We start from the raw sequence: 20,767 nt of genomic DNA, 5'->3' as shown, positions 1-20,767 counted from the left end.
GGTCAGGCGGAGTCGCGCCTGATCCTGGCGAGGAGGTGGACGATGCGCTGCTGCGCGGCCTCGTCGCCGCCGCTCCGGAGGCGGGGAGCCGACTCGGCCGGGACGGCATAAGGACGGGAGCGGGCGGCCGTCCTGTCCCGGTGCGCGCCGACCGCCGCGCCGATGATCCAGGAGCCGGCGACCGGGTCCTGGAGCGAGCGCCGGGGACGGGACTGCGCGAGGGACGAGGCCGCGGGTACGGGTGGGGGCGCGGGGTTCTGCGGGATCCGGATGACATAGGTGAGGCCGTAGCCCCGGGGGTGCTCCCGGGCGACGAGGTCTCCGCCGTGGGCGTCGACGATGGCCCGCGCGACGAGGACGTGAGCCGGGTCGTTGACGGCTCTGGGGCCGGAGATCTCGATGCGCAGCTGGTCACCGCGCAGCCCCGCCGTGATGACGACGGTGGTGTCGGCCCGGGGCACGGCCCGCGCGCCCGGGCGGGCCGCGCCCGCGGAGGTGACCCCTGAGGCGTCGGCGATCAGATGGGCCAGGGCGGTCGACGCGCGCGCCGGATCGAGCGCGACGACGACGGGCGGGGCGTGCACGGCGAACTGCGTGCGGTGCGGGCCGGTGAGCGCGGAGGCCTTGTCGATGCCGGCGGTCACGACGGTGCCCAGTGTGGTGGGGTGCCGGGTGATACCCGCCGCCGCTTCTTCCCGCCGCGGGTCCTCCGGGCCGTCCGCGGTGAGCGGATCGGCCGCGTACGGCCGGAACTCGGCCGGTGCCGAGGTCAGTTCGGCGTACCGGGAGGCGAGGGCCGCGTACCGCTCCGCCTGTTCCTCGCGATCGGCGGCGTGCCGGGCGATCAGCTCCTCGTACGGCCTGCGGTCGGTGAAGGTCATGACGGCGCCGATGAGCCGGTCGCCGTCGCGTACGGGCGCGGTGGTGAGGTCGACGGGCACCCGGTCGCCGGCCTTGGACCACAGGACCTGACCGCGCACGCGGTGCTTCCGGCCGGACCTGAGGGTGTCGGCGAGCGGGGACTCCTCGTACGGGAACGGGGTGCCGTCCGCGCGTCTGCCGAGGATCAGCGGATGCAGCTCGGCGCCGTCGAGTTCGGCGGTGCGGTAGCCGAGGATCTCGGCGAAGGCGGGGTTCACCAGGACGACCCGGCCATCGGTGTCCGTCCCGGCGACGCCCTCCGAGGGCGGCCCGCAGGATCACCTCCGTCTGCCGCCGCGAGCGGGTCAGTTCGGTCTCGGTGTCGACGGTGCCCGTGCGATCGCGGACGACGAGCATCAGCAGCTCGTACCCGGTGTACCCGCTGGACGCGTCGTGCGCCCCATGCCCGTCCTCCAGGCCGGCATCGGTCACCTCGACCGGGAACGCGACGCCGTCCGTGCGTCGTGCGATCATCCGCGTCGCCCTGGTCCGGGCCCGCTCGTCCGCCGGATCCGGGCGGCGCGCCGAGCCCGGGATCAGCCGCGGGTCGAACGTCGGCAGCAGATCCAGCAGCGCGCGCCCGACGAGTGCGGTGCCGGGGGTCTCGAACATGCCGAGGGCGGTGGTGTTGGCATGGACGACCGTGCCGTCGCGGTCGACGAGCACGAGGCCGTCGGGGAGGGCGTCGAGTACGGCCGCGAGGCGGGCAGCGCCTCGGGAGAGGGGCAGGACCATGGCGACGTTTCCTTTTCCGGGCGTGGGAACCGGCAGGTGCCGCGGTGTCGGGACGGCCGGACCTGCGCGGAGATGAGGGTGGGTGGCCCGGCGGTGGTGGGGTGGGCCACGGGAAACCTAACCATCCGTTGATGGCATATGTGCGGCGCGGGAGCGTCGACAGGTGTTTCTTAAGGGTTCTTTGAGGTCATGATCAGGCGGGGATGAGGCTGTCCGAACACAGCCTCCGCACTGCGGCAGGGTGGCTGACGTGACATCGGTCGGCACCCCCGGGCGGCCCTCGTCGACCGCCCCGGCCGTTGACCAGGCGCCCGCTCACCGGTGGTCGCACCAGTCCGAACGGGCACCTCTATTTACTCCGAAATTCCCGGTCGTGAATTGGTCGCATGACCAATAAAGCGCGCCCATGGCATGCCGGTCACCCGAAATCCGAGTATGTGAAGGCGATGCCCTACAGTGGTCGTCGGCTTACGCCGTCGGCTACAGCGGAAAGCGGGACCGAAAGCGGAAGATCCGACAGCCGAAAGCGACGGGGCGACGTCCTGCGTGTCCGACCCCATTCGACGAAGAGGGAAGTATGCCGGGAGAAACGGAACTCACGTCCGCATACAGCAGCAAGGTCGCCGATGATCTCCAGCGCAACGTGGCGGAGCAGGAGCGCATCCGCGGCGAGGTCGCCCGCCTGACGGCCGAACTCGACGAGCTGATGCACGACCACGGCGTTCTGCTCAGTCTCCAGCAGGCCCTTCGGACCGGCGCTCCGGAATCCGGCCGCCCGGTCCCCCGCCAGAACGCAGGAAAGGGCGGGAGGAATTCCGGCGCGGGAAAGGCCACGCTCGTCGAGCTGATCCGCCATCACCTCGCCGCGAGCGACGCTCCCTGTTCCGCGTCGGACGTGACGACCGCCCTCGCCGAGCGGCACCGCGACCGGCACATCCAGACCACCGTCGTGCGCACCTCCCTGGAGAACCTCGTCGCCAAGGGGCACGCGCACCGCACCAAGCAGGGGTCCTCCGTCTTCTACACCGCGACCGTCCCCGCGACGTAGCGGCTCGGCCCCCTTCCGCCGGTCCTCCCGTTTCCGGGACCGCCCGAAGTCGGCGCTCCCCTCCGCCGGCACGAGCTCCCGGCGGCTGCGTCAGCGGCACATGCCATCTTATGAGGCGAGGCGCGCGGGAGGGGTTAACGCGGGCTTTCCCATGTCTTAAAGATCCTTAACCGGTCAGGCGTGCGATCCCGCCCCCGACGGCCCGGCCTCCCGCTCAGGCCGCGTACCCACACATGCCATAGCCGTCCCCTCACCCAAGCCCAGCCCCCGGCGGCTTGACACATATATGTGTCACGTAGCGTGCACCACATGGCAAAGGTGCTTCTCGTCGACGACGATCCGTCCGTCCGCTCCGCCCTGCACAGGCGTCTCGCGGACGCCTCGTACACCGTGCGGGACTGCGGGACGGCCCTGGGCGCGCTGCGTGCCGTCCTGAACGAGCCGTTCGACGTGATGGTGCTCGACCTGGGCCTGCCCGACCTCGACGGCCTGGAGATGCTCAAGATGCTCCGTACCGTCTCGGACATCCCCGTGGTCGTCGTGACGGCCCGGCGCGACGAGCGCGAGATCGTACGGGTGCTGGGCAGCGGGGCCGACGACTACCTCGTCAGGCCTTTCTCCGTGGACCACCTCATCGCCAGGATGACCGCGGTGCTGCGGCGGGCGGCCTCCGGAAGCGGAGGCCTGTGCCCGGACGTCGTGGAGGTGGGCGGGCTCGCCGTCGACGGGGCCCGTCGGCTGGCCGTCCTGGACGGCTCCCCGCTCGACCTGACGCGCAAGGAGTTCGACCTCCTGGAGTACCTGGCGTGGCGCCCCGGGGTCGTCGTGGCGCGCAGCGAACTGTTCCGGCAGGTGTGGCTGCAGACGTACCGCGGGGAGCGCACCGTGGACGTCCATCTCTCCTGGCTGCGCCGGAAACTGGGGGAATCGGCGACCCGCCCCCGGTACCTGCACACGGTCCGCAGCGTCGGGATCAAGCTGGAGGCACCGGCGGCCGCGGAGATCCCGGCCTGAGGCCGGGGCGGCCCCGAGGCGGGGGCCGGGCTCGTCAGCCCGCGAGCGCTTTCGGCTTTCCCTGACTGCGCGGACGTTCCTCGATCAGCCTGCCCCACACGATCATGCGGTAGGTGCTGGTGAACTCGGGTGTGCAGGTGGTCAGCGTGATGAACCGGCCGGGCTCGGTGAATCCGGAGCCCTTCGGGACGGGTTCGATCACGGAGACGTTCGAGGGGGCGGTCTGGGGCAGGATGCTCGCCATCTCGTAGGTGTAGTACGCGTTCCGGGTCTCGACGACGATGGGGTCGCCGGGCTTCAACCGGTTGATGTACCGGAACGGTTCGCCGTGGGTGTTGCGGTGGCCGGCGACGGCGAAGTTGCCCTGCTTGTCGGAGGGCATGGCCGTCTTGAGCCTGCCTTCGGCGTAGTGGCCGACCATGCCCTTGTCGAGGACCTTCGCCTTGCTGATGCCCTCGGCGACGGGCACGACGACGTCCAGCTTGGGGATGTACATGATGGCGAAGCCCTCGCCGGGTTCGAACGCTCCCGGCTCGCTGTCGTCCTTGGCCGCGTCGTCCTTGGCCCAGGTGTCCTCGATCTGCTCCTTGGCGCGGTCGGTCTCCTGGCCGGCGAGGACGTTCGTCCACCAGAGCTGGTAGGCGACGAAGAGCAGCATGACCGCGCCGAGCGTGATGAACAGTTCGCCGACGACCGCACCGGCGCTCTCCTTGGCCGCCTTCGCCTCCCGGGCCGCGCGGCGCGCCGCCACCCGGGAGAGGGGACGCCCGTCGCCGGTCCCGGTACCGCCCCCGTTCGGCGCGGGGACGGCCGGGCGGCCTCTGCCCCGGCCTCGCTGGGCGGCGGCACGGCGGCGTTCGGCCCGTCCGGGGCCGGGGAGGGGTTCGACGGGTGCGCGGCCGGGGCTCGCGTTCCTGGGCCGTGCTCTGCCACGGGTGCCGCGTGCGCTGTGTGCGCCGTTCCGGCTGGGATCGGTGTGCCATGGCATGGGCGACTGCCTCCTGTTCACTTATGGCATCACCGGGAACTGTATATCCATGAATCAAGGCCCCGACGTCCCGCGAAGTGGGGTGGGTGGAGCTCGGTCTGGTGGCATGTCAGTCACCCGCGCATGCCCCGAGGGTGACGTGCGTCACTTATTAAGGGTTGTTTAAGAATCAACGTCGCGAGCGCCCGGTTTTGCGGCAGTCGTCCCCAGTTGACGCCCCTCTTGAGCGGCGGTCAAAGTCTCCTCGACTCCTTCCTACCTTCACGGCTTCACCACACAGGGAGCACCCGCATGCGCCACAGGACTGCCCTGACCACAGCAGTCGCACCCAGCGCCGCCCCCGAACCGGAGCCGAGTCCCGTGCCCGGCGACGATGTCTTCGGGAAGGTCGCCCGCCCCGGCGGCGACGGCCCGGGGGCCCGCGTCCAGGACGTCGAACTCTTCGACGCCACGCCGAGCCTCCCGACGGTCGCCGCGGCGGGCGGCTCGCGCGCGCGCCACCGAGCGGGGAAACCACGGCACATGAGGAGAAGGACTCGGGCGCGGAGAGCGGCACCGGCCCCCGAGCCCGAGAACCGGAACGGCATGTCGCTGCCCCTGCTGATCACCGGCGCGCTCGCCGCCGGCATCGGCCTGTCGGTGGGACTGACCTCGGGAATGGAGCGGGAGCCCGCGGACAAGCTGACCCTCACGATGCCCGATCTGCCGCCGCCGCAGGAGACCCCGGACGCCGAACCGCCGTCCCCCGCCGGGACGTCGGGACCGGCCCCCCGTCCGTCGTCCACGACGCCGGCCACCTCTCCCCCGGCCACGACCACCGCCGCGACCACTCCCCCGGCCACCGGACGGCCGACGGGGGCCGCGCACCGCACCGCCTCGGCGGCGCCTCCCGTGACGACCCGCGGCCCCGTACCGCCCACGCGCCCCGCAACCCGCCGCCCCGATCCGGCCCCGACCCGGACGACCCCGCCGCCCGAGCGCCCGGACACGCAGGTCCTCCGCCTCGGCAGCACCGGGCCCGAGGTCGAGGGCCTCCAGCGGCGGCTGCAGCAGATCTATCTGTACTTCGGCCCGGCCAGCGGCAGGTTCGGCCCCTTCCTGGAAGCGGCCCTGAGCCGTTACCAGAGAATCCGCGGCATCCCGGAGGAGCGCGGCGTGTACGGGCCCCTGACCCGCGCCGCCCTCCAGGCCGAGACCGGCCGCGACGACCGCCCGGGCCGCCGCGGCCGGGGCAGGTGAGGCCGTGCGGAAGGGCGGGGCCGGTGCCTCGCGGCGGGGCGGGGCGGGTGCCGCGCGGCGGGGCGGGGCGGGTGCCGCGCGGCGGGGCCGGTCAGGCGTAGTGGCGGTAGACGGCTTCGGCGACGCAGGCCGGCTTGTCGCCGCCCTCGACCTCGACGGTGAAGGTGACCGGCATCTGCACGCCGTTGCCCTTGACCTCCTCCACCGTGCCGACGACACCGTGGAGACGGATCTTCGCGCCGACGCGGACGGGGCTGGGGAAGCGGACCTTGTCCAGGCCGTAGTTGACGCTCATCCTGGTGCCGGTGATGCCGAGCAGCTCGCCGAAGAGCGGGATGATCAGGGAGAGGGTGAGGTAGCCGTGGGCGATGGTGCCGCCGAAGGGCCCGTCCCCTGCCCTCTCCGGGTCGGTGTGGATCCACTGGTGGTCGTCGGTGGCGTCGGCGAAGGTGTTCACCCGGTCCTGGGTGATCTCGAGCCACTCGGTGCGGCCGAGGTCGGCTCCGCTGAGGGAGGTGAGTGCGTCGAGGCCGTCGGCGATGGCGATGGGCATGAGGAGACCTTTCGATGGCGCGGGCGACGCCGAGCGCGCCCGGGGGGAACGTCCTGCTCGAACGCCGGTCACGGCTGGGGACGTTCGGCGGGGCTGGTGGCGAAGGTGTCGCGCACGGCGGACTTGACGATCTTTCCGGAGGCCGTACGGGGCAGGCCGCCGGTGAGGACGACCGACTTCGGGATCTTGTACGTGGCGAGCCGGCCCCTGAGGTGGCCGAGGATGCCTTCCTCGTCGGCGCGGGCCGCGGGCTTGAGGACGACGACGGCTCGGCCGACCTCGCCCCAGACCGGGTCGGGGATGCCGATGACCGCGCATTCGGCGACGGCGGGGTGGCCGAGGAGCGCGTCCTCGACCTCGGCGGGGTAGACGTTCTCGCCGCCGGAGACGTACATGTCCTTGACCCGGTCGACGATGTAGGCGTAGCCGTCGGCGTCGGTCCGGGCGATGTCGCCGGTACGCAGCCAGTCGCCGTCGGTGAAGGCGGCCTCGGTGTCCTCGGGCCGGTTCCAGTAGCCGGTCATGGTGTGGGGGCCCTGGACGAGGACCTCGCCGCGTTCGCCGGGTGCGGTGTCGCTGCCGTCGGGCCGGACGATGCGGGTGTCGGTGAAGAAGTGCGGGACTCCGGCGGAACCCGCCTTGGCGGCCGTCTGCTCCCGGTCGAGGAAGAGGACGCCGGGGGACGCCTCGGTCATGCCGTAGCCCTGACTGAACGCGAGGCCGCGGTCGATGTACGCGGCGATCGTGCGGGCCGGTACCGGGGCGCCGCCGCAGTTGAGGGTGCGCAGGCTGGAGAGGTCGGTGCCGGCCCAGCGCGGCCGGGCGGCCATCGCGTCGTACATCGTGGGGACGCCGAACAGGCAGGTGACGCGCCGGCGCTCGACGGTGTCGAGGACCAGGTCGGCGTCGAAGGCGGCGAGCAGGACCACCTGGCCGCCCTTGAGGAGGGTGGGCAGGCAGGTCATGTTCAGGGCGCCGGTGTGGAACAGCGGGGCCACGACCAGGGTGACCTCGTCGGCGGTGAGGTCGGTGTCGACGAGGACGTTGACGCTGTTCCAGACGATGTTGCCGTGGGAGAGGACGGCTCCCTTGGGCCGGCCCGTGGTCCCGGAGGTGTACATGATCATGCACGGGTCCTCGGGGCGCACGGCCACGTCCAGCGGCTCGTCCGTGGCGGCGGCCGGCAGCTCCTCGTAGGCGAGGGCGCCGTCGCCGGACCCGTCGGGCCCTTCGAGGGCGATCCGGTGGCGCACCCCGGCCTCGTCGGCGGCGGCCCGTGCGGTCTCGGTGTGCTCGGGGCCGTGGATGAGGACGACGCTGCCGGAGTCGGCGAGGTTGTACGCCAGCTCCGGTGTGGCCAGGCGGGTGTTGAGGGGGACGAAGACCGCGCCGAGCGCTCCGGCGGCGAACAGCGTCTCCAGGAAGGCCGGATGGTTGGGCCCCAGGTAGGCGATCCGGTCGCCACTCGCCACGCCCAGGGCCCGCAGGCCGTGGGCGAGCCGCAGGACACGCCGGTGGAGTTCCCGGTAGGTCAGGGTGTGTCCGGCGTGGACGACGGCGGTCCGGTCGGGTGTCTTGCGGGCCCGGCGCGCCGGCCAGGAGCCGATGCCTTGGTTCAGCACGAGCGTTTCCTTCAGTCGGTGGACAGGCCGAGCAGGCGGACGGCGTTCTCCTTGAGGATCTTCGGCCGGACCTCGGGCTTGATGTCGAGTGCGGCGAAGTCGGCGAGCCACCGGTCGGGGGTGATGACCGGATAGTCGGAGCCGAAGAGGACCTTGTCCTTGAGCAGGGTGTTGGCGTAGCGCACGAGCTGCGGCGGGAAGTACTTCGGCGACCAGCCGGACAGGTCGATGTAGACGTGCGGCTTGTGGGTGGCGACCGCGAGGGCCTCGTCCTGCCAGGGGAAGGACGGGTGGGCGAGGACGATCCTCAGTTCGGGGAAGTCGACGGCGACGTCGTCGACCGCCATCGGGTTCGAGTACTTCAGCCGGATGCCGCCGCCGCCCGGGACGCCCGCGCCGATTCCGGTCTGCCCGGTGTGGAAGAGGGCGGGGACGCCGAGTTCCTCGATGGCCTCGTACAGCGGGTAGGCGAGGCGGTCGTCCGGGGAGAAGGCCTGGATGCTGGGGTGGAACTTGAACCCGCGGACCCCGTGTTCCTCCACCAGGCGCCGGGCCTCCCGGACCCCGGCGCGGCCCTTGTGCGGGTCGACGCTGGCGAACGGGATCAGGGCGTCGGCGTGGGCGGCGCAGCTCTCGGCGATCTCCTCGTTGGAGATCCGCGGGTGGCCGGTGGCGTGCTCGGCGTCGACGGTGAAGACGACGGCCGCCATGCGGCGTTCGCGGTAGTGCGCGGCCATCTCGTCGATGGTGGGCTGCCGGTGGCCGTGCGCCTTGAAGTACTCCTCGGAGGCGCCGAACAGTTCGGGGCTGAGGGCCCCGTGGCCGTCCTTGGAGACCTCGGCGTGGGTGTGCACGTCGATGGCGGTCAGCGCGTCGACGTCGAGTGCGGCGGTCTGGTGGGGGCGGTCGGTCATCTCACGCCTCCGGGGCCTGGGGCGCGGGGATGCCGTAGGTCTCGGGCTCGGCTCCGACGCCGCCCGGCCACTCGGCGGCGATCGCTTCGCCGCTCCAGCCTCCGTCGGCGAAGGCGACCGCCTTCTCCTTCGGGTGGGCCCACAGGGCGAGGCGGTCGCCACCGATGCCGATGGCCTGCCCGGTCACTCCGTCGGAGTCGTCCGAGGCCAGGAAGGTGATCAGGGCGGCGACGTCCTCGACGGTGCCGAGGCCCTCGTCCTTGCGCAGCCAGTCCGGCAGCGGTGCGCCGGTGCGCTCGGATTCCTCGATGACCGGGGCGAACGCCGGGATGGTCCTGGTCATCTCGGTGGCGGCGACGGGTACGACGGCGTTGACGGTGATGCCGGCGCGGCCCAGCTCCATGGCCCAGGTGCGGGCCATGGCGACGATGCCGGCCTTGGCGGCGGCGTAGTTGGTCTGGCCGAAGTTGCCGCGCTGCCCGGCGGGCGAGGAGATCAGCACGAGCCTGCCGCCGGTGCCCTGCTCGCGCATGCGGACGGCGGCGGCGCGGGCGCAGGTGAACGTGCCGCGCAGGTGGACCCGTACGACGTCGTCGAAGTCCTCGTCGGTCATCTTCCAGAGCACGCGGTCGCGCAGGATGCCGGCGTTGGTGACGAGTACGTCCAGGCGTCCGAACTCCTCGACCGCGGCGTCCACGAGCCGCTGGGCCGCCTCGCTGTCGCCCACGGCCGCGGCGACGCCGGTCGCCGTGCCCCCGCGGGACGTGATCGAGGCGACGGCGGCGGCCACCGTGTCCTTGTCGGTGTCGTTGACGACGACGGCGGCGCCCGCGGCGGCGAGGGCCTGGGCGTAGGCGAGTCCGAGGCCGCGTCCGCTGCCGGTGACGACGGCGACCTTGCCCTGAAGATCCATGAGAGGTGCCTCTCGAAAGTGGTGGGAGGGGAGATGTGGAGGGGCATGCCGAAAGCGCCGGCCGGGCCGGGATCGACAGGAATCCTGATGAACCGCAGTCTGGGTAATCATCAGGATTCCTGTCAATGCCCTAAGGTGGCAGAGCCGCCGCGGTGGCACGGCACCGGGAGCGGTACGAGCCGCCCCACCCGGGCCGTCACGACGGAAGGACGAACGTGAGCACCTCGCTGCTCTACCTGATCAAGCGAACGGAGCTGGTGGTGCGCGCCCGCCTGGAGGAGCTGCTCAAACCCGCCGGGGTCACGGCGTTGCAGTACACGGCTCTGACGGTGCTGGAGCGGCACAACGGCATCTCCGCGGCGCAGCTCGCCCGCGATTCCTTCGTCACCGCCCAGTCGATGGCCGACATGGTCCGCGCGCTGGAGGCCCGCGGCCTGATCCGCCGCGAGCCCCATCCGACCAACCGCCGCGAACGCCTCATCCTGCTCGCCGACCCCGGACGGCGGCTGCTCGACGAGTACGCCGAGCCGGCCCGCCGCATCGAGGAACGCATGACCGCCGGCCTGGGCCCGGAGGAGACCGAGGCGTTCCGGGTGGCGCTGAACGAGACCTGGCGGGCCCTGTCCTGACCCGTCACGCCCGCGGGACGACCGACGCGCCACCCGCGGGACGACCGGCACATCACCCGCTGGGCGGCCACGGCTCAGGCCACGGCTCAGGCCTCGGCCGAGGCCGGGCGCAGCGCCGCCATCGCGCCGAGCAGCAGCTCCAGGGCGAACGGGTAACCGCTGCCCCGCATGTCGGCGGCGAGCAGCGGAAAGGCCGCGGCGATGTTCGGGTGGGTGTCGGCCGACAGCCTGCCGTAGACCGAGTTCCACACCGCCTCGTCCGCCTCCCGGGCGGCCTTCGGCAGAGCGAGAGCGGCGGCGTCCTGGGCCGCGAAGGCCAGGGCCTGGTCGACGAACGCGTGATAGGCGCGGACGGCGAAGTGGTCCGGGAAGCCCGCCGAACGGAGGATGCCGAGGATCCGCTCGACGGCCCCGGTCTCGTGCGGACGTCCCGTCGTGCGGTACGCGCCGAGGACCGCCGCCTGCGGGTGGGACAGGTAGCAGGCGTGGATCCGCAGGCCCATCGAGCGCAGGTCCTCCTGCCAGTCCCCGGTCGCCCGCCAGCCCTCCTGCGCCCTGCCGATCAGCTCGTCGGCGAGGGCGAGGAGGAGTGCGTCGGTGTTGCGGAAGTAGCGGTAGAGCGCGCTCGGGTCGGCGCCGAGTGCGGCACCCAGTCTCCGTACGGAGAGCGCCTCGGCGCCGTGCTGGGCGACCAGCCGCAGCGCCGTCTCGACGATGAGCTGCTCCGAGAGGACGGCACCCTGCTTGGTGGGTCTGCGGCGTCGGCGTTCGCCTTCTGGGACGACTCGTTCGGACATGGCCGGGACCTTACGACAACACCATTGACGTGTAAACGGCCTTCCCGCTTCCATGGCGCCCATCCCCCGTCGCCTCACGCTCTGGAGCTTTCGAATGGCCAAGGCCGATCTGCTCTTCACCCGCGGCCCCGTCTTCACGGTGGATCCGGCCCGCACCCGGGCGACCTCGCTCGCCGTCATCGGCGACCGGATCGCGGCCGTCGGTCACGACGAGGTGCTCGAACTCGTCGGGCCGGGCACCGAGGTGGTCGACCTGACGGGGAAGCTGCTGCTCCCCGGCTTCCAGGACGCCCACATGCACCCGGTCTTCGCCGGAGTGGAACTGGCCGAGTGCGATCTGACCGAGACCGTCGGCGTGGACGACTACCTGGCCCTGGTCCGGGCCTACGCGGACGCCCACCCCGAGCGCGAGTGGATCACCGGCGGCGGTTGGTCGATGGAGAGCTTCGAGGGCGGCCTGCCGACCCGCCAGCTGCTCGACTCCGTCGTACCGGACCGCCCGGTCCTCCTGTCCAACCGGGATCACCACGGCGCCTGGGCCAACACCCGGGCACTCGAACTCGCCGGAGTGACCGCCGCCACCCCCGATCCCGCCGACGGCCGGATCGAGCGCGAGCCGGACGGCACTCCCAGCGGCATGCTCCAGGAGGGCGCCACGTCGCTGGTCGGCCGGCTGCTGCCGGCGAGCACGGGGGCGGAACTCCTCGCCGGGCTGCTGCGGGCCCAGCGGCTGCTTCACTCCCTCGGCATCACGGGCTGGCAGGACGCCATGCTCGGCGACCTCAACGGCCGGCCCGATCCCTCGGACGCGTACATGACCGCGGCGGGGGACGGCTCCCTCACGGCCCGGGTGACCGGGGCGCTCTGGTGGGACCGGGCACGCGGCGCCGAGCAGATTCCCGAACTGGTGGCCCGGCGCGAGAAGCTGCGGGCCGGGCGGTTCCGCGCGAGCTCGGTGAAGATCATGCAGGACGGCGTCGCGGAGAACTTCACCGCCGCCATGACCTCCCCCTATCTGGACGGCTGCGGCTGCGCCACCGCCAACAGCGGCCTGAGTTTCATCGAGCCCGGCGCGCTGCGCGGCTACGTGACGGAGCTCGACGCGCTCGACTTCCAGGTGCACTTCCACGCGCTCGGCGACCGGGCCGTGCGCGAGGCCCTCGACGCGATCGAGTCGGCGGTGGCGGCCAACGGCCACCGCGGCAACCGCCACCACCTCGCCCATCTCCAGGTCGTCCACCCCGAGGACCTCACCCGTTTCGCCGGGCTCGGCGCGCTGGCCAACATCCAGCCCCTGTGGGCGGCCCACGAACCCCAGATGGACAACCTGACCATCCCGTTCCTGGGCCCGGAGCGGGCCGCCTGGCAGTACCCCTTCGGCGACCTGGTGCGCGCGGGCGCGACCCTCGTCGCGGGCAGCGACTGGCCGGTGAGCAGCCCCGATCCGCTGGCGGGCCTGCACGTGGCCGTGAACCGCCGGGATCCCGAAGCCGACCACGACCGGATCTTCTACCCCGAGCAGCGGCTCGACCTGCCGACCGCGCTGGCCGCCTACACCGCCGGGTCCGCCCATGTGAACGGTCACGACGACGCGGGCAGCCTGCGGGTCGGCGCCCTCGCCGACCTGGTCGTCCTGGACCGCGACATCCTCTCGGCGCCCGCCGAGGAGATCGCCGAGGCCCGGGTGGAGCGGACCTATGTCGGCGGCCGGCTCGTGCACGCGGTCTGAGCGGGCCGGACCGATGACGCCCGTACGTCGAGACGGGTCGGGACGAGCACCCCCGCCGTCTCCAGGTCGCCGTCTTCCAGGACCGCCACCAGGGTGTCGACGCCCGCCTCCGCGATCGCCTCGGGCCGCAGGCTCAGGGTGGTCACGGGCGGCTCGGTGTGCTCGGCGGTGACGTCCTCGCTCACGCAGACGAGGAGCAGGTCGCCGGGGACGCGGTAGCCGAGCCGGCGCGCCGCGTCCAGGACGAGGGGCGGACTCGCCTCCGCCACGACGAGGAGGGCGTCGGGCCGTGCCCCGTCGGCCGACGGGTCGCCCGCTAGGGCGGTCTCGACGGCACGGATGACGGGGCCGTTGCCCGGCGCCCCGACGCGTACGACCCGTTCCGGCAGGCCGTGGGCCGCGCACCACTCGTGGTGTGCGGCGAACACCTCGGTGTGGAAGCGGGTGGTGCTGTCCGGTACGAGGAGGACCGGCCGGCGGGCGCCCTGCTCGCGGAGGTGGTCGAGGGCCTCGCGCACGGCGCCACCGGCGTCCACGTCCACCCAGTAGGCCCCTGGCCGCCCCTCGACGGAGCGGTCGCTGAACACGGGGATGCGGGCGGCGAGGAGGTCCTCGACGATCGGGTCGTCGGCGACGGGGTCGGCGACGACCACCGCGTCGAGCGACAGGTCGGCCCACTCGCTCTGCAGGGACCCGGCGGGCAGCAGCACCACGGCGTAGCCGCGTCGCAGCGAGGTCGCCGCGGTCGCCGCGGTCAGCCGGGCGAAGTACGGCGACTCCAGGAAGGTCCAGGGGGCGTCGGCGAACTCCCCGACCACGTATCCGATCAGTCTGGCCCGTCCCGCGCGCAGCCGGCGCGCGGTGGCGTTGGGCCGGTAGCCCATTCTGCGCGCGGTCTCGCGGGCTCTCTCCCGCACTTCGGGAGAGAGCCTTCCGGTGCCGTTCAGTGCCGCCGAGACGGTCGTCTTGGAGAGGCCCGCCTCGCGGGCCACGTCGACGAGGCGGACGCGTGGGAGGGGCGGCGAGGGCTGCCCGCCGTGCGGTGTGGCGTCGGTCATGAGACTGATGCTGCCACCCTCCCGACCTTTGCAAAACCGTTCCCGCAGAGGGTTGTGCGGGAACGTTCCCGCATCAATACTCGCTCCATCCCCCAGCGCCCGTCACTACACCCGTAAAGGGGTGGGTCTGCATGCGCATGTCCAGAACCATCGCGCTTCTCGCCTGTACCGCCGCGCTCGCGGCCACCACCGCCGCCTGTTCCGGCGCGACGACGCCGAGGGCCGCCGCCGGCGGCGCCGACTTCAAGGTCACTCCGCTGTCGCCGCCGGCCCAGGGCCCGCTGGACACCTTCACCTGGTCCCTGTACGCCGAGCCGTACACGCTCGACTACGCCCTCGCGTACGACTACCCGCCGAACACCGTGCTCGCCAACGTCTGCGAGCAGCTCCTGCGGGTCACCCCCGACCTGAGGATCGAACCCGGACTCGCGGTGAAGTACGACCGCCCCGACCCGCGCACCCTCGTCTACACCCTGCGCCCCGGGGTCAGGTTCCACGACGGCACGACCATGACCGCCGACGACGTGGTCGCCTCCCTGAAACGCCAGATGGACCCGGAGACCGGCTCCCCCTGGGGCTCTGCCTTCAAGAGCGTCGACACGATCGAGAAGACCGGCCCGCTGGAGGTCACGCTCCGGCTCGCCAAGCCCGACATCCTGCTCCACGAGCTGATGGCCGCCTCCCCCGGCACCATCGAGAGCGCGGCCACCCTCGCCAAGGCCGGCAAGGACTACGGCACCCCCAAGAGCAAGATCAACTGCACCGGGCCCTATGCCCTCGACACCTGGTCCCAGGGCGCCGAGATCACCCTCGAAAAGCACGCGGCCTACTGGGACCCGAAGCTCGCCCCCAAGTCGGAGCGGGTGAAGTTCACCTTCATCGAGGACGCCGCGGCCCGCTCGAACGCCTTCCTGTCCGGCACCGCCGACGGCGGATACATGGTGCCGTCCTCCTCGCTCGGGCAGCTCCGCGCCAGCGGCAGGGGCACGGTGCTCTTCGGCCCCAACACCGCCGCGTCGAACCTCGCGGTCCTCGACTTCCACGGCCCGCTCGGCGACATCAGGGTCCGCAAGGCCCTGTCCCTGGCGCTCGACCGGAAGAACATCGTCAAGGCCGCGGCCGGCGGCGTCGGCGTCCCCGCCAAGGCCCCCGCCGCGCGCGGCGCCTGGGCGCTGGCCCCCGAGAAGACCGCCGCGCTGTACGACACGCTGCCCGAGCCCGTGTACGACATCGAGGCCGCGAAGAAGCTCATCCACGAGGCGGGCGCGGTCGGCCGGTCCCTCACCCTGGCCACCAGCACGCTCGCCCCCGAGATCAGCGTCGTCGCCAACGCCGTCCAGGCCGCCGGACGCCAGATCGGCCTCGACGTCAAGCTCAAGGCCGTCGCCCCGGAGGCGTACAGCAGCATCTTCGTCGACCCGGGCGCGCGCGAGGGGCTCGACCTCGTCATCACCAGCGGGTACGACAACACGCCGGATCCGCTGGAGTTCTACCAGTACCTGCGCACCGGCGACTTCGGGAACTACGGCAAGTGGTCGGACGCCGAGTTCGACGTCGCCTTCGACCGGGCCAACGCCGAGCCCGACGCCGGCAAGCGCGCGGAACTGACCGCCACGCTGCAGGGAATAGCGATGCGTGAACTCCCGATCATCCCCGTCTACGAGGCGCCCCACTCCGTCTTCCTCGGCAAGCGCGTCACCGGCGCCCCGACCGGGATCTCCCAGCTGTACTACCCCTGGGCCGCGACGATCGGGGCCGCGAAGAAATGACCCGCTTCCTCGTCGGACGGCTCCTCGGCCTGGTGGCGGTGCTGTTCGTGACCTCCCTCGTGGTCTTCGGCAGCGTCCACCTGGCACCCGGCGACCCGGTGTCGTTCCTGCTCCACGGCCGCCCCGCGACCCCCGAGGCCGTGGCGGCCCTGCGCTCCCAGTACCACCTGGACGATCCGCTGGCCGTGCAGTACGCGAAGTGGCTCGGCGGCGTCCTCCAGGGCGACTTCGGCACCTCCGCCCAGTTCCACCAGGACGTCGCCGCGCTCATCGGCTCCCGGCTGCCCGGTACGGCCCTGCTCGTCGGGTACGCGGCGCTGCTCGTCGCCCTCATCGGTGTGGGGGCCGGGATCCTCGCCGCCCTGCGGCCCGGCCCGCTGGACCGGGCGGTGCTCCTCGGCACCGGCGTCGCCACGGCGACCCCCGCCTTCGTGACCGCCATCGCGCTCGTGTCGCTGTTCTCCGTCCAGCTGGGGTGGTTCCCGGGCCCCGGCGGCACACCCACCGGGTTCTCCGAACGGCTCCACCACCTGACCCTGCCGGCCTTCGCCCTGGCCCTGACCTTCGCGGGTCTGCTCGCCCGGGTGACCCGCTCGGCGATGCTGGACGAACTCGGCAGGGAGCACGTCGAGGTGGCGCGGGCCCGCGGTGTCCCGGGGCGCACCGTGATCCGCCGGCACGTCCTGCGCAACGCGCTCGGCCCGGTCGTCACCGTCGGCGGCACGATGCTCGCCGGACTCCTCATCAGCACCTCGATCGTCGAGACCGCCTTCGACGTGCCCGGCCTCGGCTCCCTGCTCGTGCAGTCGGTCACCGCCAAGGACTTCGCCGTCGTGCAGGCCATCACCCTGCTCAGCGTGGCCGCCTTCGTCCTCGTCAACCTCGCGGTCGACCTGCTCGCACCCCTCATCGACCCCCGGCTGTCGCTCCACGGGGAAGGCTCCTCATGACCACCACCGCACCTCCGGAGCCCGCCGTCCTGCGCCGCAGGCCCGGGCTCCGCCCCCTGCGCCTGTTCGCCCAGGGGCCGATGTTCACCGCCTCGGTCGCGCTGCTCGCCGCTCTGCTCCTGATCGCCGTCCTCGCCCCCGTCCTCGCGCCGTACGATCCCGAGGCCCTCGACCTCTCGGCGAGCCTGGCCGGGACCACCGGCGAGCACCTGCTCGGCACCGACCAGTCCGGGCGGGACGTCCTGTCACGCATGATGTACGGGGCCCGCACCGGGCTGATCGGCCCACTGCTCGTCGTCGGCGTCTCCACCCTCCTCGGCACCCTGCTCGGCGTGGTGGCGGCCTGGCGCGGCGGCTGGGCGGACTCCGTCCTGTCCCGCTCGATGGACATGGTCTTCGCGATCCCCGGACTCCTGCTCGCGATCCTGCTCGTCTCCGTCGTCGGTTCGGGGATGACCGCGCCCGTGATCGCGATGGCGGTGGCCTACACCCCGTACGTGGGACGCCTGGTGCGCGGCATCGCACGCCAGGAGCAGGCCCGCCCGTACATCGAGTCCTACCGGGTCCAGGGCTGGTCCGGCTGGACCGTCTGCCTGCGCCACCTGCTGCCCAACATCGCCCCCACCGTCTTCGCCCAGTCCGCCATGAACTTCGGGTACGCGTTGATGGACCTGGCGGCGCTCTCGTACCTCGGCTTCGGCGTGCAGCCGCCGACCGCCGACTGGGGCGCCATGATCAACGAGGGCCAGTCGGCCGTCCAGCAGGGGGCGATGCTGCCCGCCCTCGCGCCTTCGGCGTGCATCGTGCTCGCCGTGGTGGCGTTCGGCATCGTCGGCGAGGGCCTCGCCGACCGGATCGCGAGGCGGAAGCGGTGAACCGCGTGAAGGAACAGCGGCGACAGAGCGGCACGACTCCGGTCCCGGCCGGCGACGGGCCTCCGGTCCTGGAGATCGACGGGCTCGGGATCCGGCTCCCCGACGACCGGGCCCGGCGGCCGATCCTGGACGGGGTCGGCCTGCGGGTACGCCCCGGGGAGAGCGTCGGCCTCGTCGGCGAGTCCGGCTCGGGGAAGTCGGTGGCGTGCCGCAGCGTCCTCGGGCTGCTGCCCCCGGACGCGCGCACCAGCGGCGAGGTCCGGGTCGCCGGCCGGGACGTGCTCACCATGAGCCGCCCGGAGCTGGCCGAACTACGGGCCCGGCAGGTCGCGATGGTCTTCCAGGACCCTCGTGCCTCCGTGAACCCGCTGCGCCGCGTCGGCGACTTCCTCACCGAAGGGCTGCGCGCGGCCGGGGCCCCGGCCGCCACGGCGGACGCCCGGGCCCTCGAACTCCTCGACGCGGTCGGTATCCGCGACCCGCGCGGCGCCCTCCGCCGCCGTCCCCACGAGTTCTCCGGCGGCATGCTCCAGCGGGTGGTCATCGCCGCGGCGCTCGCGGCCGAGCCGGCGCTGATCGTCGCCGACGAACCGACCACCGCCCTGGACGTCACGACCCAGGCGGAGATCGTCCGACTCCTCGCCCGGCTGCGGGCCGAGCGCGGCACGGGTCTGCTCTTCGTCACGCACGACCTCGAACTGGCCGCCACCGTCTGCGACCGGGTGTACGTGATGTACGCGGGCCGGATCGTGGAGACGCGCGGTACCGACGAGCTGTTCGACCGGCCGCGGCACCCGTACACCGCGGGGCTGCTCGCCTGCACGCCGAGCATCGAAGCGGGTGCGTCGCCGCCCCGGCCCATCCCCGGGCGTCCCGTCTCCCTGTCCGAGGCGCCGCCGGGCTGCGCCTTCGCCGCGCGCTGCGCCCACGCGGTGGCTCGCTGCTCCGAGGAGAAGCCCGCACTCACCCGGCAGGGCGACGGACTCGCCGCCTGCCACCGCGCCGACGAAGGGATCACGTGGTGACCGCCTCAGCGAAAGAGGGACCCGTCGCCGGGGGACCGGTGGTCCAGGGCCTGGTCGTCGAGGGCCTGCGGAAGCGGTACGGGGACCACACGGCGGTGGACGGAGTGTCCTTCGCCCTGGCTCCCGGGGCCTCCCTGGCGATCGTCGGGGAGTCCGGCAGCGGCAAGACCACCACGGTCCGGATGCTCGTCGGACTGGAGCACCCGGACGGCGGGACCGTCCGCCTGGACGGACGGGACCGCTCCGCGCGGCCCCGGGGACGGGCCGAGCGGCTGGCCAGGGCCCGGGAGATCCAGATGGTCTTCCAGGATCCGTACCTCTCGCTCGATCCCCGGGTGACCGTCTCCGGTTGCCTGGACGAGGTGCTGCGCCTCCACACGGATCTCGACGCGGCCGGCCGCGGCGCCCGCGCCGCCCGGCTCCTGGACCAGGTCGGCCTCGGCACACGCGAGGCCGCCGCCCTCCCCCGCGACCTCTCGGGCGGGCAGCGGCAGCGCGTGGCGATCGCCCGTGCCCTCGCCGTGGAGCCCCGGGTCCTCGTCCTCGACGAGGCCGTCGCCGCGCTCGACGTCTCGATCCAGGCGCAGATACTCGAACTCCTCGGTCAGATCCGCAGCACGTCGGGAATCGGCTACCTGTTCGTCACGCACGACCTGGCGGTGGTCCGGCACGTCGCCGACGAGGTCCTGGTCCTCAAGTCCGGTCACGTCGTGGAGACGGGCCCCGCCTCGCGGATCCTGGAGGCCCCGGAGCATCCGTACACCCGGCTCCTCCTGGACTCGGTGCCGCGGCGCGGTCGGTTCCCCGCAGGCCGCTGACCGGCCACCACGCGGCCCCCGGGGCACCTGAGATCCCGGCCCTCCGGCGCCCACCACCCGGCGCCCGGGCCCGGCGGGCATGGCGAAGCCCCTGTTCTTCACTGCTGAAGAACAGGGGCTTCGTGTTCCGGCCGCGGGCCGGCGGGCCGGGCGCCACCGGAGCGGCGTACGGCCCGCCTTCGTATCCGGCGTCCTCAGCCGCCCGCGACGGCGTCGAGCTGGGTCTCCAGGTCCGCCAGCGTGCGGTAACAGGGCATCACCTGGGCGATGGAGGAATCGGGCTCCCGGCCCTCGCGGATGGCGGCGACGAACTCACGGTCCTGGAGCTCGATGCCGTCCAGCGAGATGTCGACACCACTCACGTCGATCGGCTGGTCCTTGCCGGTGAAGAGGTCGTCGTACCGCGCGAGGTAGGTGCCGGTGTCACCGATGTACCGGAAGAACGTGCCGAGCGGCCCGTCGTTGTTGAACGACAGCGACAGGGTGCAGAGGGCGCCGTTCTCCGCACGCAGCTGGATCGACATGTCCATCGCGATGCCCAGCTCGGGGTGGATCGGGCCCTGCATCGCGTTGGCCCGCACGATCGGCGATCCGGTCTGGTACGCGAACAGGTCGACGGTGTGCGCGGCATGGTGCCACAGCAGGTGGTCGGTCCAGGAGCGCGGCTCGCCGAGGGCGTTGCGGTTCGTACGGCGGAAGAAGTACGTCTGCACGTCCATCTGCTGGATGGAGAAGTCCCCCGCCTGGACCTGCCGCCGCACCCACTGGTGGCTCGGGTTGAAGCGCCGGGTGTGCCCCACCATGGCGACGAGCCCGGTGCGCCGCTGCGCCTCCAGGCACGCCTCGGCGTCGGCCAGGGAGGCGGCCAGCGGGATCTCGGTCTGGACGTGCTTGCCCGCTTCGAGGCAGGCCAGCGTCTGCGCGGCGTGCATCGGCGTGGGCGTGGCCAGGACGACGGCGTCGATGTCGTCCATCGCCAGGACCTCGTCCAGGTCGGCGTAGGCGCGGTCGATGCCCTGTTCGGCGGCGAACTTCCGGCCGCTCTCCAGGCTGCTGCTCACGACGGCGGCGACCTCGACCCCCTTGATCCGCTTGAGCGCGGCCGCGTGCTTGGCGCCGAAGGCACCGCCTCCGGCCAGGGCGATCCGCACGGTCTGGTCGTCGGTCATG

18 protein-coding genes and 2 pseudogenes are annotated in these 20,767 nt (G+C 72.6%); 11 read left to right on the top strand and 9 right to left on the bottom strand.

What is annotated here, in order from left to right; translation table 11 throughout:
• Positions 1–359: 359 nt before the first annotated feature.
• Positions 360–1,656, bottom strand: a pseudogene (locus tag OG392_RS31260) (PAS domain-containing protein); the annotation flags it as partial.
• On the opposite strand from OG392_RS31260, the gene OG392_RS31255 reads away from it, so the two are divergent.
• The 3 genes from OG392_RS31255 to OG392_RS31245 all read left to right on the top strand — a co-directional run bounded on the left by OG392_RS31255 (position 1,555) and on the right by OG392_RS31245 (position 3,718).
• Positions 1,555–1,788, top strand: coding sequence for a hypothetical protein (locus tag OG392_RS31255; protein WP_329287700.1), 234 nt, complete (start codon positions 1,555–1,557; stop codon positions 1,786–1,788). The pseudogene OG392_RS31260 and the gene OG392_RS31255 overlap by 102 nt on opposite strands.
• Positions 1,789–2,233: 445 nt before the next feature.
• Positions 2,234–2,704 carry a BlaI/MecI/CopY family transcriptional regulator gene (locus tag OG392_RS31250; RefSeq protein WP_329284980.1) on the top strand — a complete coding sequence of 157 codons (471 nt, stop codon included), beginning with the start codon at positions 2,234–2,236 and terminating at the stop codon, positions 2,702–2,704.
• A 309-nt stretch (positions 2,705–3,013) separates the two neighbouring features.
• Complete coding sequence (locus tag OG392_RS31245) at positions 3,014–3,718, top strand: response regulator transcription factor (protein WP_329284979.1); 705 nt, start codon at positions 3,014–3,016, stop codon at positions 3,716–3,718.
• A 34-nt stretch (positions 3,719–3,752) separates the two neighbouring features.
• On the opposite strand, the pseudogene OG392_RS31240 reads toward OG392_RS31245, so the two are convergent.
• A pseudogene (locus OG392_RS31240) lies at positions 3,753–4,643 on the bottom strand (class E sortase); the annotation flags it as partial.
• A 354-nt stretch (positions 4,644–4,997) separates the two neighbouring features.
• On the opposite strand from OG392_RS31240, the gene OG392_RS31235 reads away from it, so the two are divergent.
• Positions 4,998–5,945 carry a peptidoglycan-binding domain-containing protein gene (locus tag OG392_RS31235; RefSeq protein WP_329284977.1) on the top strand — a complete coding sequence of 316 codons (948 nt, stop codon included), beginning with the start codon at positions 4,998–5,000 and terminating at the stop codon, positions 5,943–5,945.
• Positions 5,946–6,036: 91 nt separating this feature from the next.
• On the opposite strand, the gene OG392_RS31230 is transcribed toward OG392_RS31235, so the two are convergent.
• From OG392_RS31230 to OG392_RS31215, 4 genes are all read right to left on the bottom strand, one after another.
• On the bottom strand, positions 6,037–6,498 hold the full coding sequence (locus tag OG392_RS31230; protein WP_329284975.1) for a MaoC family dehydratase: 462 nt from the start codon (positions 6,496–6,498) through the stop codon (positions 6,037–6,039).
• Between the two features lie 68 nt (positions 6,499–6,566).
• Positions 6,567–8,120, bottom strand: a complete 1,554-nt coding sequence (locus tag OG392_RS31225) for an acyl-CoA synthetase (RefSeq protein WP_329284974.1) — start codon at positions 8,118–8,120, stop codon at positions 6,567–6,569.
• An 11-nt stretch (positions 8,121–8,131) separates the two neighbouring features.
• Positions 8,132–9,034: an amidohydrolase family protein gene (locus OG392_RS31220; RefSeq protein ID WP_329284972.1), complete on the bottom strand. Its 903-nt coding sequence runs from the start codon at positions 9,032–9,034 to the stop codon at positions 8,132–8,134.
• Position 9,035: 1 nt separating this feature from the next.
• Positions 9,036–9,947 carry an SDR family oxidoreductase gene (locus OG392_RS31215; RefSeq protein WP_329284970.1) on the bottom strand — a complete coding sequence of 304 codons (912 nt, stop codon included), beginning with the start codon at positions 9,945–9,947 and terminating at the stop codon, positions 9,036–9,038.
• A 215-nt stretch (positions 9,948–10,162) separates the two neighbouring features.
• On the opposite strand from OG392_RS31215, the gene OG392_RS31210 reads away from it, so the two are divergent.
• Positions 10,163–10,576, top strand: coding sequence for a MarR family winged helix-turn-helix transcriptional regulator (locus tag OG392_RS31210; protein WP_329284969.1), 414 nt, complete (start codon positions 10,163–10,165; stop codon positions 10,574–10,576).
• 86 nt (positions 10,577–10,662) lie between these two features.
• Here the strand turns inward: OG392_RS31210 and OG392_RS31205 are convergent, their stop codons facing one another.
• Positions 10,663–11,373: a TetR/AcrR family transcriptional regulator gene (locus tag OG392_RS31205; RefSeq protein ID WP_329284967.1), complete on the bottom strand. Its 711-nt coding sequence runs from the start codon at positions 11,371–11,373 to the stop codon at positions 10,663–10,665.
• 94 nt (positions 11,374–11,467) lie between these two features.
• Between OG392_RS31205 and OG392_RS31200 the strand changes: the two genes are divergently transcribed.
• Positions 11,468–13,102: an amidohydrolase gene (locus tag OG392_RS31200; RefSeq protein ID WP_329284965.1), complete on the top strand. Its 1,635-nt coding sequence runs from the start codon at positions 11,468–11,470 to the stop codon at positions 13,100–13,102.
• Here OG392_RS31200 and OG392_RS31195 read toward each other — a convergent pair.
• Positions 13,069–14,160 carry a LacI family DNA-binding transcriptional regulator gene (locus OG392_RS31195; RefSeq protein WP_329284963.1) on the bottom strand — a complete coding sequence of 364 codons (1,092 nt, stop codon included), beginning with the start codon at positions 14,158–14,160 and terminating at the stop codon, positions 13,069–13,071. The two genes, OG392_RS31200 and OG392_RS31195, sit on opposite strands and share 34 nt — an antisense overlap.
• 131 nt (positions 14,161–14,291) lie before the next feature.
• Between OG392_RS31195 and OG392_RS31190 the strand changes: the two genes are divergently transcribed.
• From OG392_RS31190 to OG392_RS31170, 5 genes are read left to right on the top strand one after another with little or no spacing between them, the layout of a single operon-like run.
• Complete coding sequence (locus OG392_RS31190) at positions 14,292–15,929, top strand: ABC transporter substrate-binding protein (RefSeq protein WP_329284961.1); 1,638 nt, start codon at positions 14,292–14,294, stop codon at positions 15,927–15,929.
• Positions 15,926–16,879 (top strand): ABC transporter permease, encoded by a 954-nt coding sequence (locus OG392_RS31185; RefSeq protein WP_329284959.1) that lies wholly within the window; start codon positions 15,926–15,928, stop codon positions 16,877–16,879. The genes OG392_RS31190 and OG392_RS31185 overlap by 4 nt, the downstream gene beginning before the upstream one ends.
• Positions 16,876–17,754 carry an ABC transporter permease gene (locus OG392_RS31180; protein ID WP_329284958.1) on the top strand — a complete coding sequence of 293 codons (879 nt, stop codon included), beginning with the start codon at positions 16,876–16,878 and terminating at the stop codon, positions 17,752–17,754. The genes OG392_RS31185 and OG392_RS31180 overlap by 4 nt, the downstream gene beginning before the upstream one ends.
• Before the next feature lie 5 nt (positions 17,755–17,759).
• A complete protein-coding gene (locus tag OG392_RS31175) occupies positions 17,760–18,779 on the top strand; it encodes an ABC transporter ATP-binding protein (RefSeq protein WP_329287571.1) in 1,020 nt (339 codons plus the stop codon).
• Positions 18,773–19,597, top strand: coding sequence for an ABC transporter ATP-binding protein (locus OG392_RS31170; RefSeq protein ID WP_443054946.1), 825 nt, complete (start codon positions 18,773–18,775; stop codon positions 19,595–19,597). Before OG392_RS31175 ends, OG392_RS31170 begins: the two co-directional genes overlap by 7 nt.
• A gap of 194 nt (positions 19,598–19,791) precedes the next feature.
• On the opposite strand, the gene OG392_RS31165 is transcribed toward OG392_RS31170, so the two are convergent.
• On the bottom strand, positions 19,792–20,766 hold the full coding sequence (locus OG392_RS31165; RefSeq protein WP_329284955.1) for a Gfo/Idh/MocA family oxidoreductase: 975 nt from the start codon (positions 20,764–20,766) through the stop codon (positions 19,792–19,794).
• Between the last annotated feature and the right edge of the window lies 1 nt (position 20,767).

Source organism: Streptomyces sp. NBC_00691 (assembly GCF_036226665.1).
Taxonomy (GTDB): Bacteria; Actinomycetota; Actinomycetes; order Streptomycetales; family Streptomycetaceae; genus Streptomyces.
The sequence above is the reverse complement of the archived record's forward strand: the minus strand, read 5'-3'. Positions and strand labels throughout refer to the sequence as shown.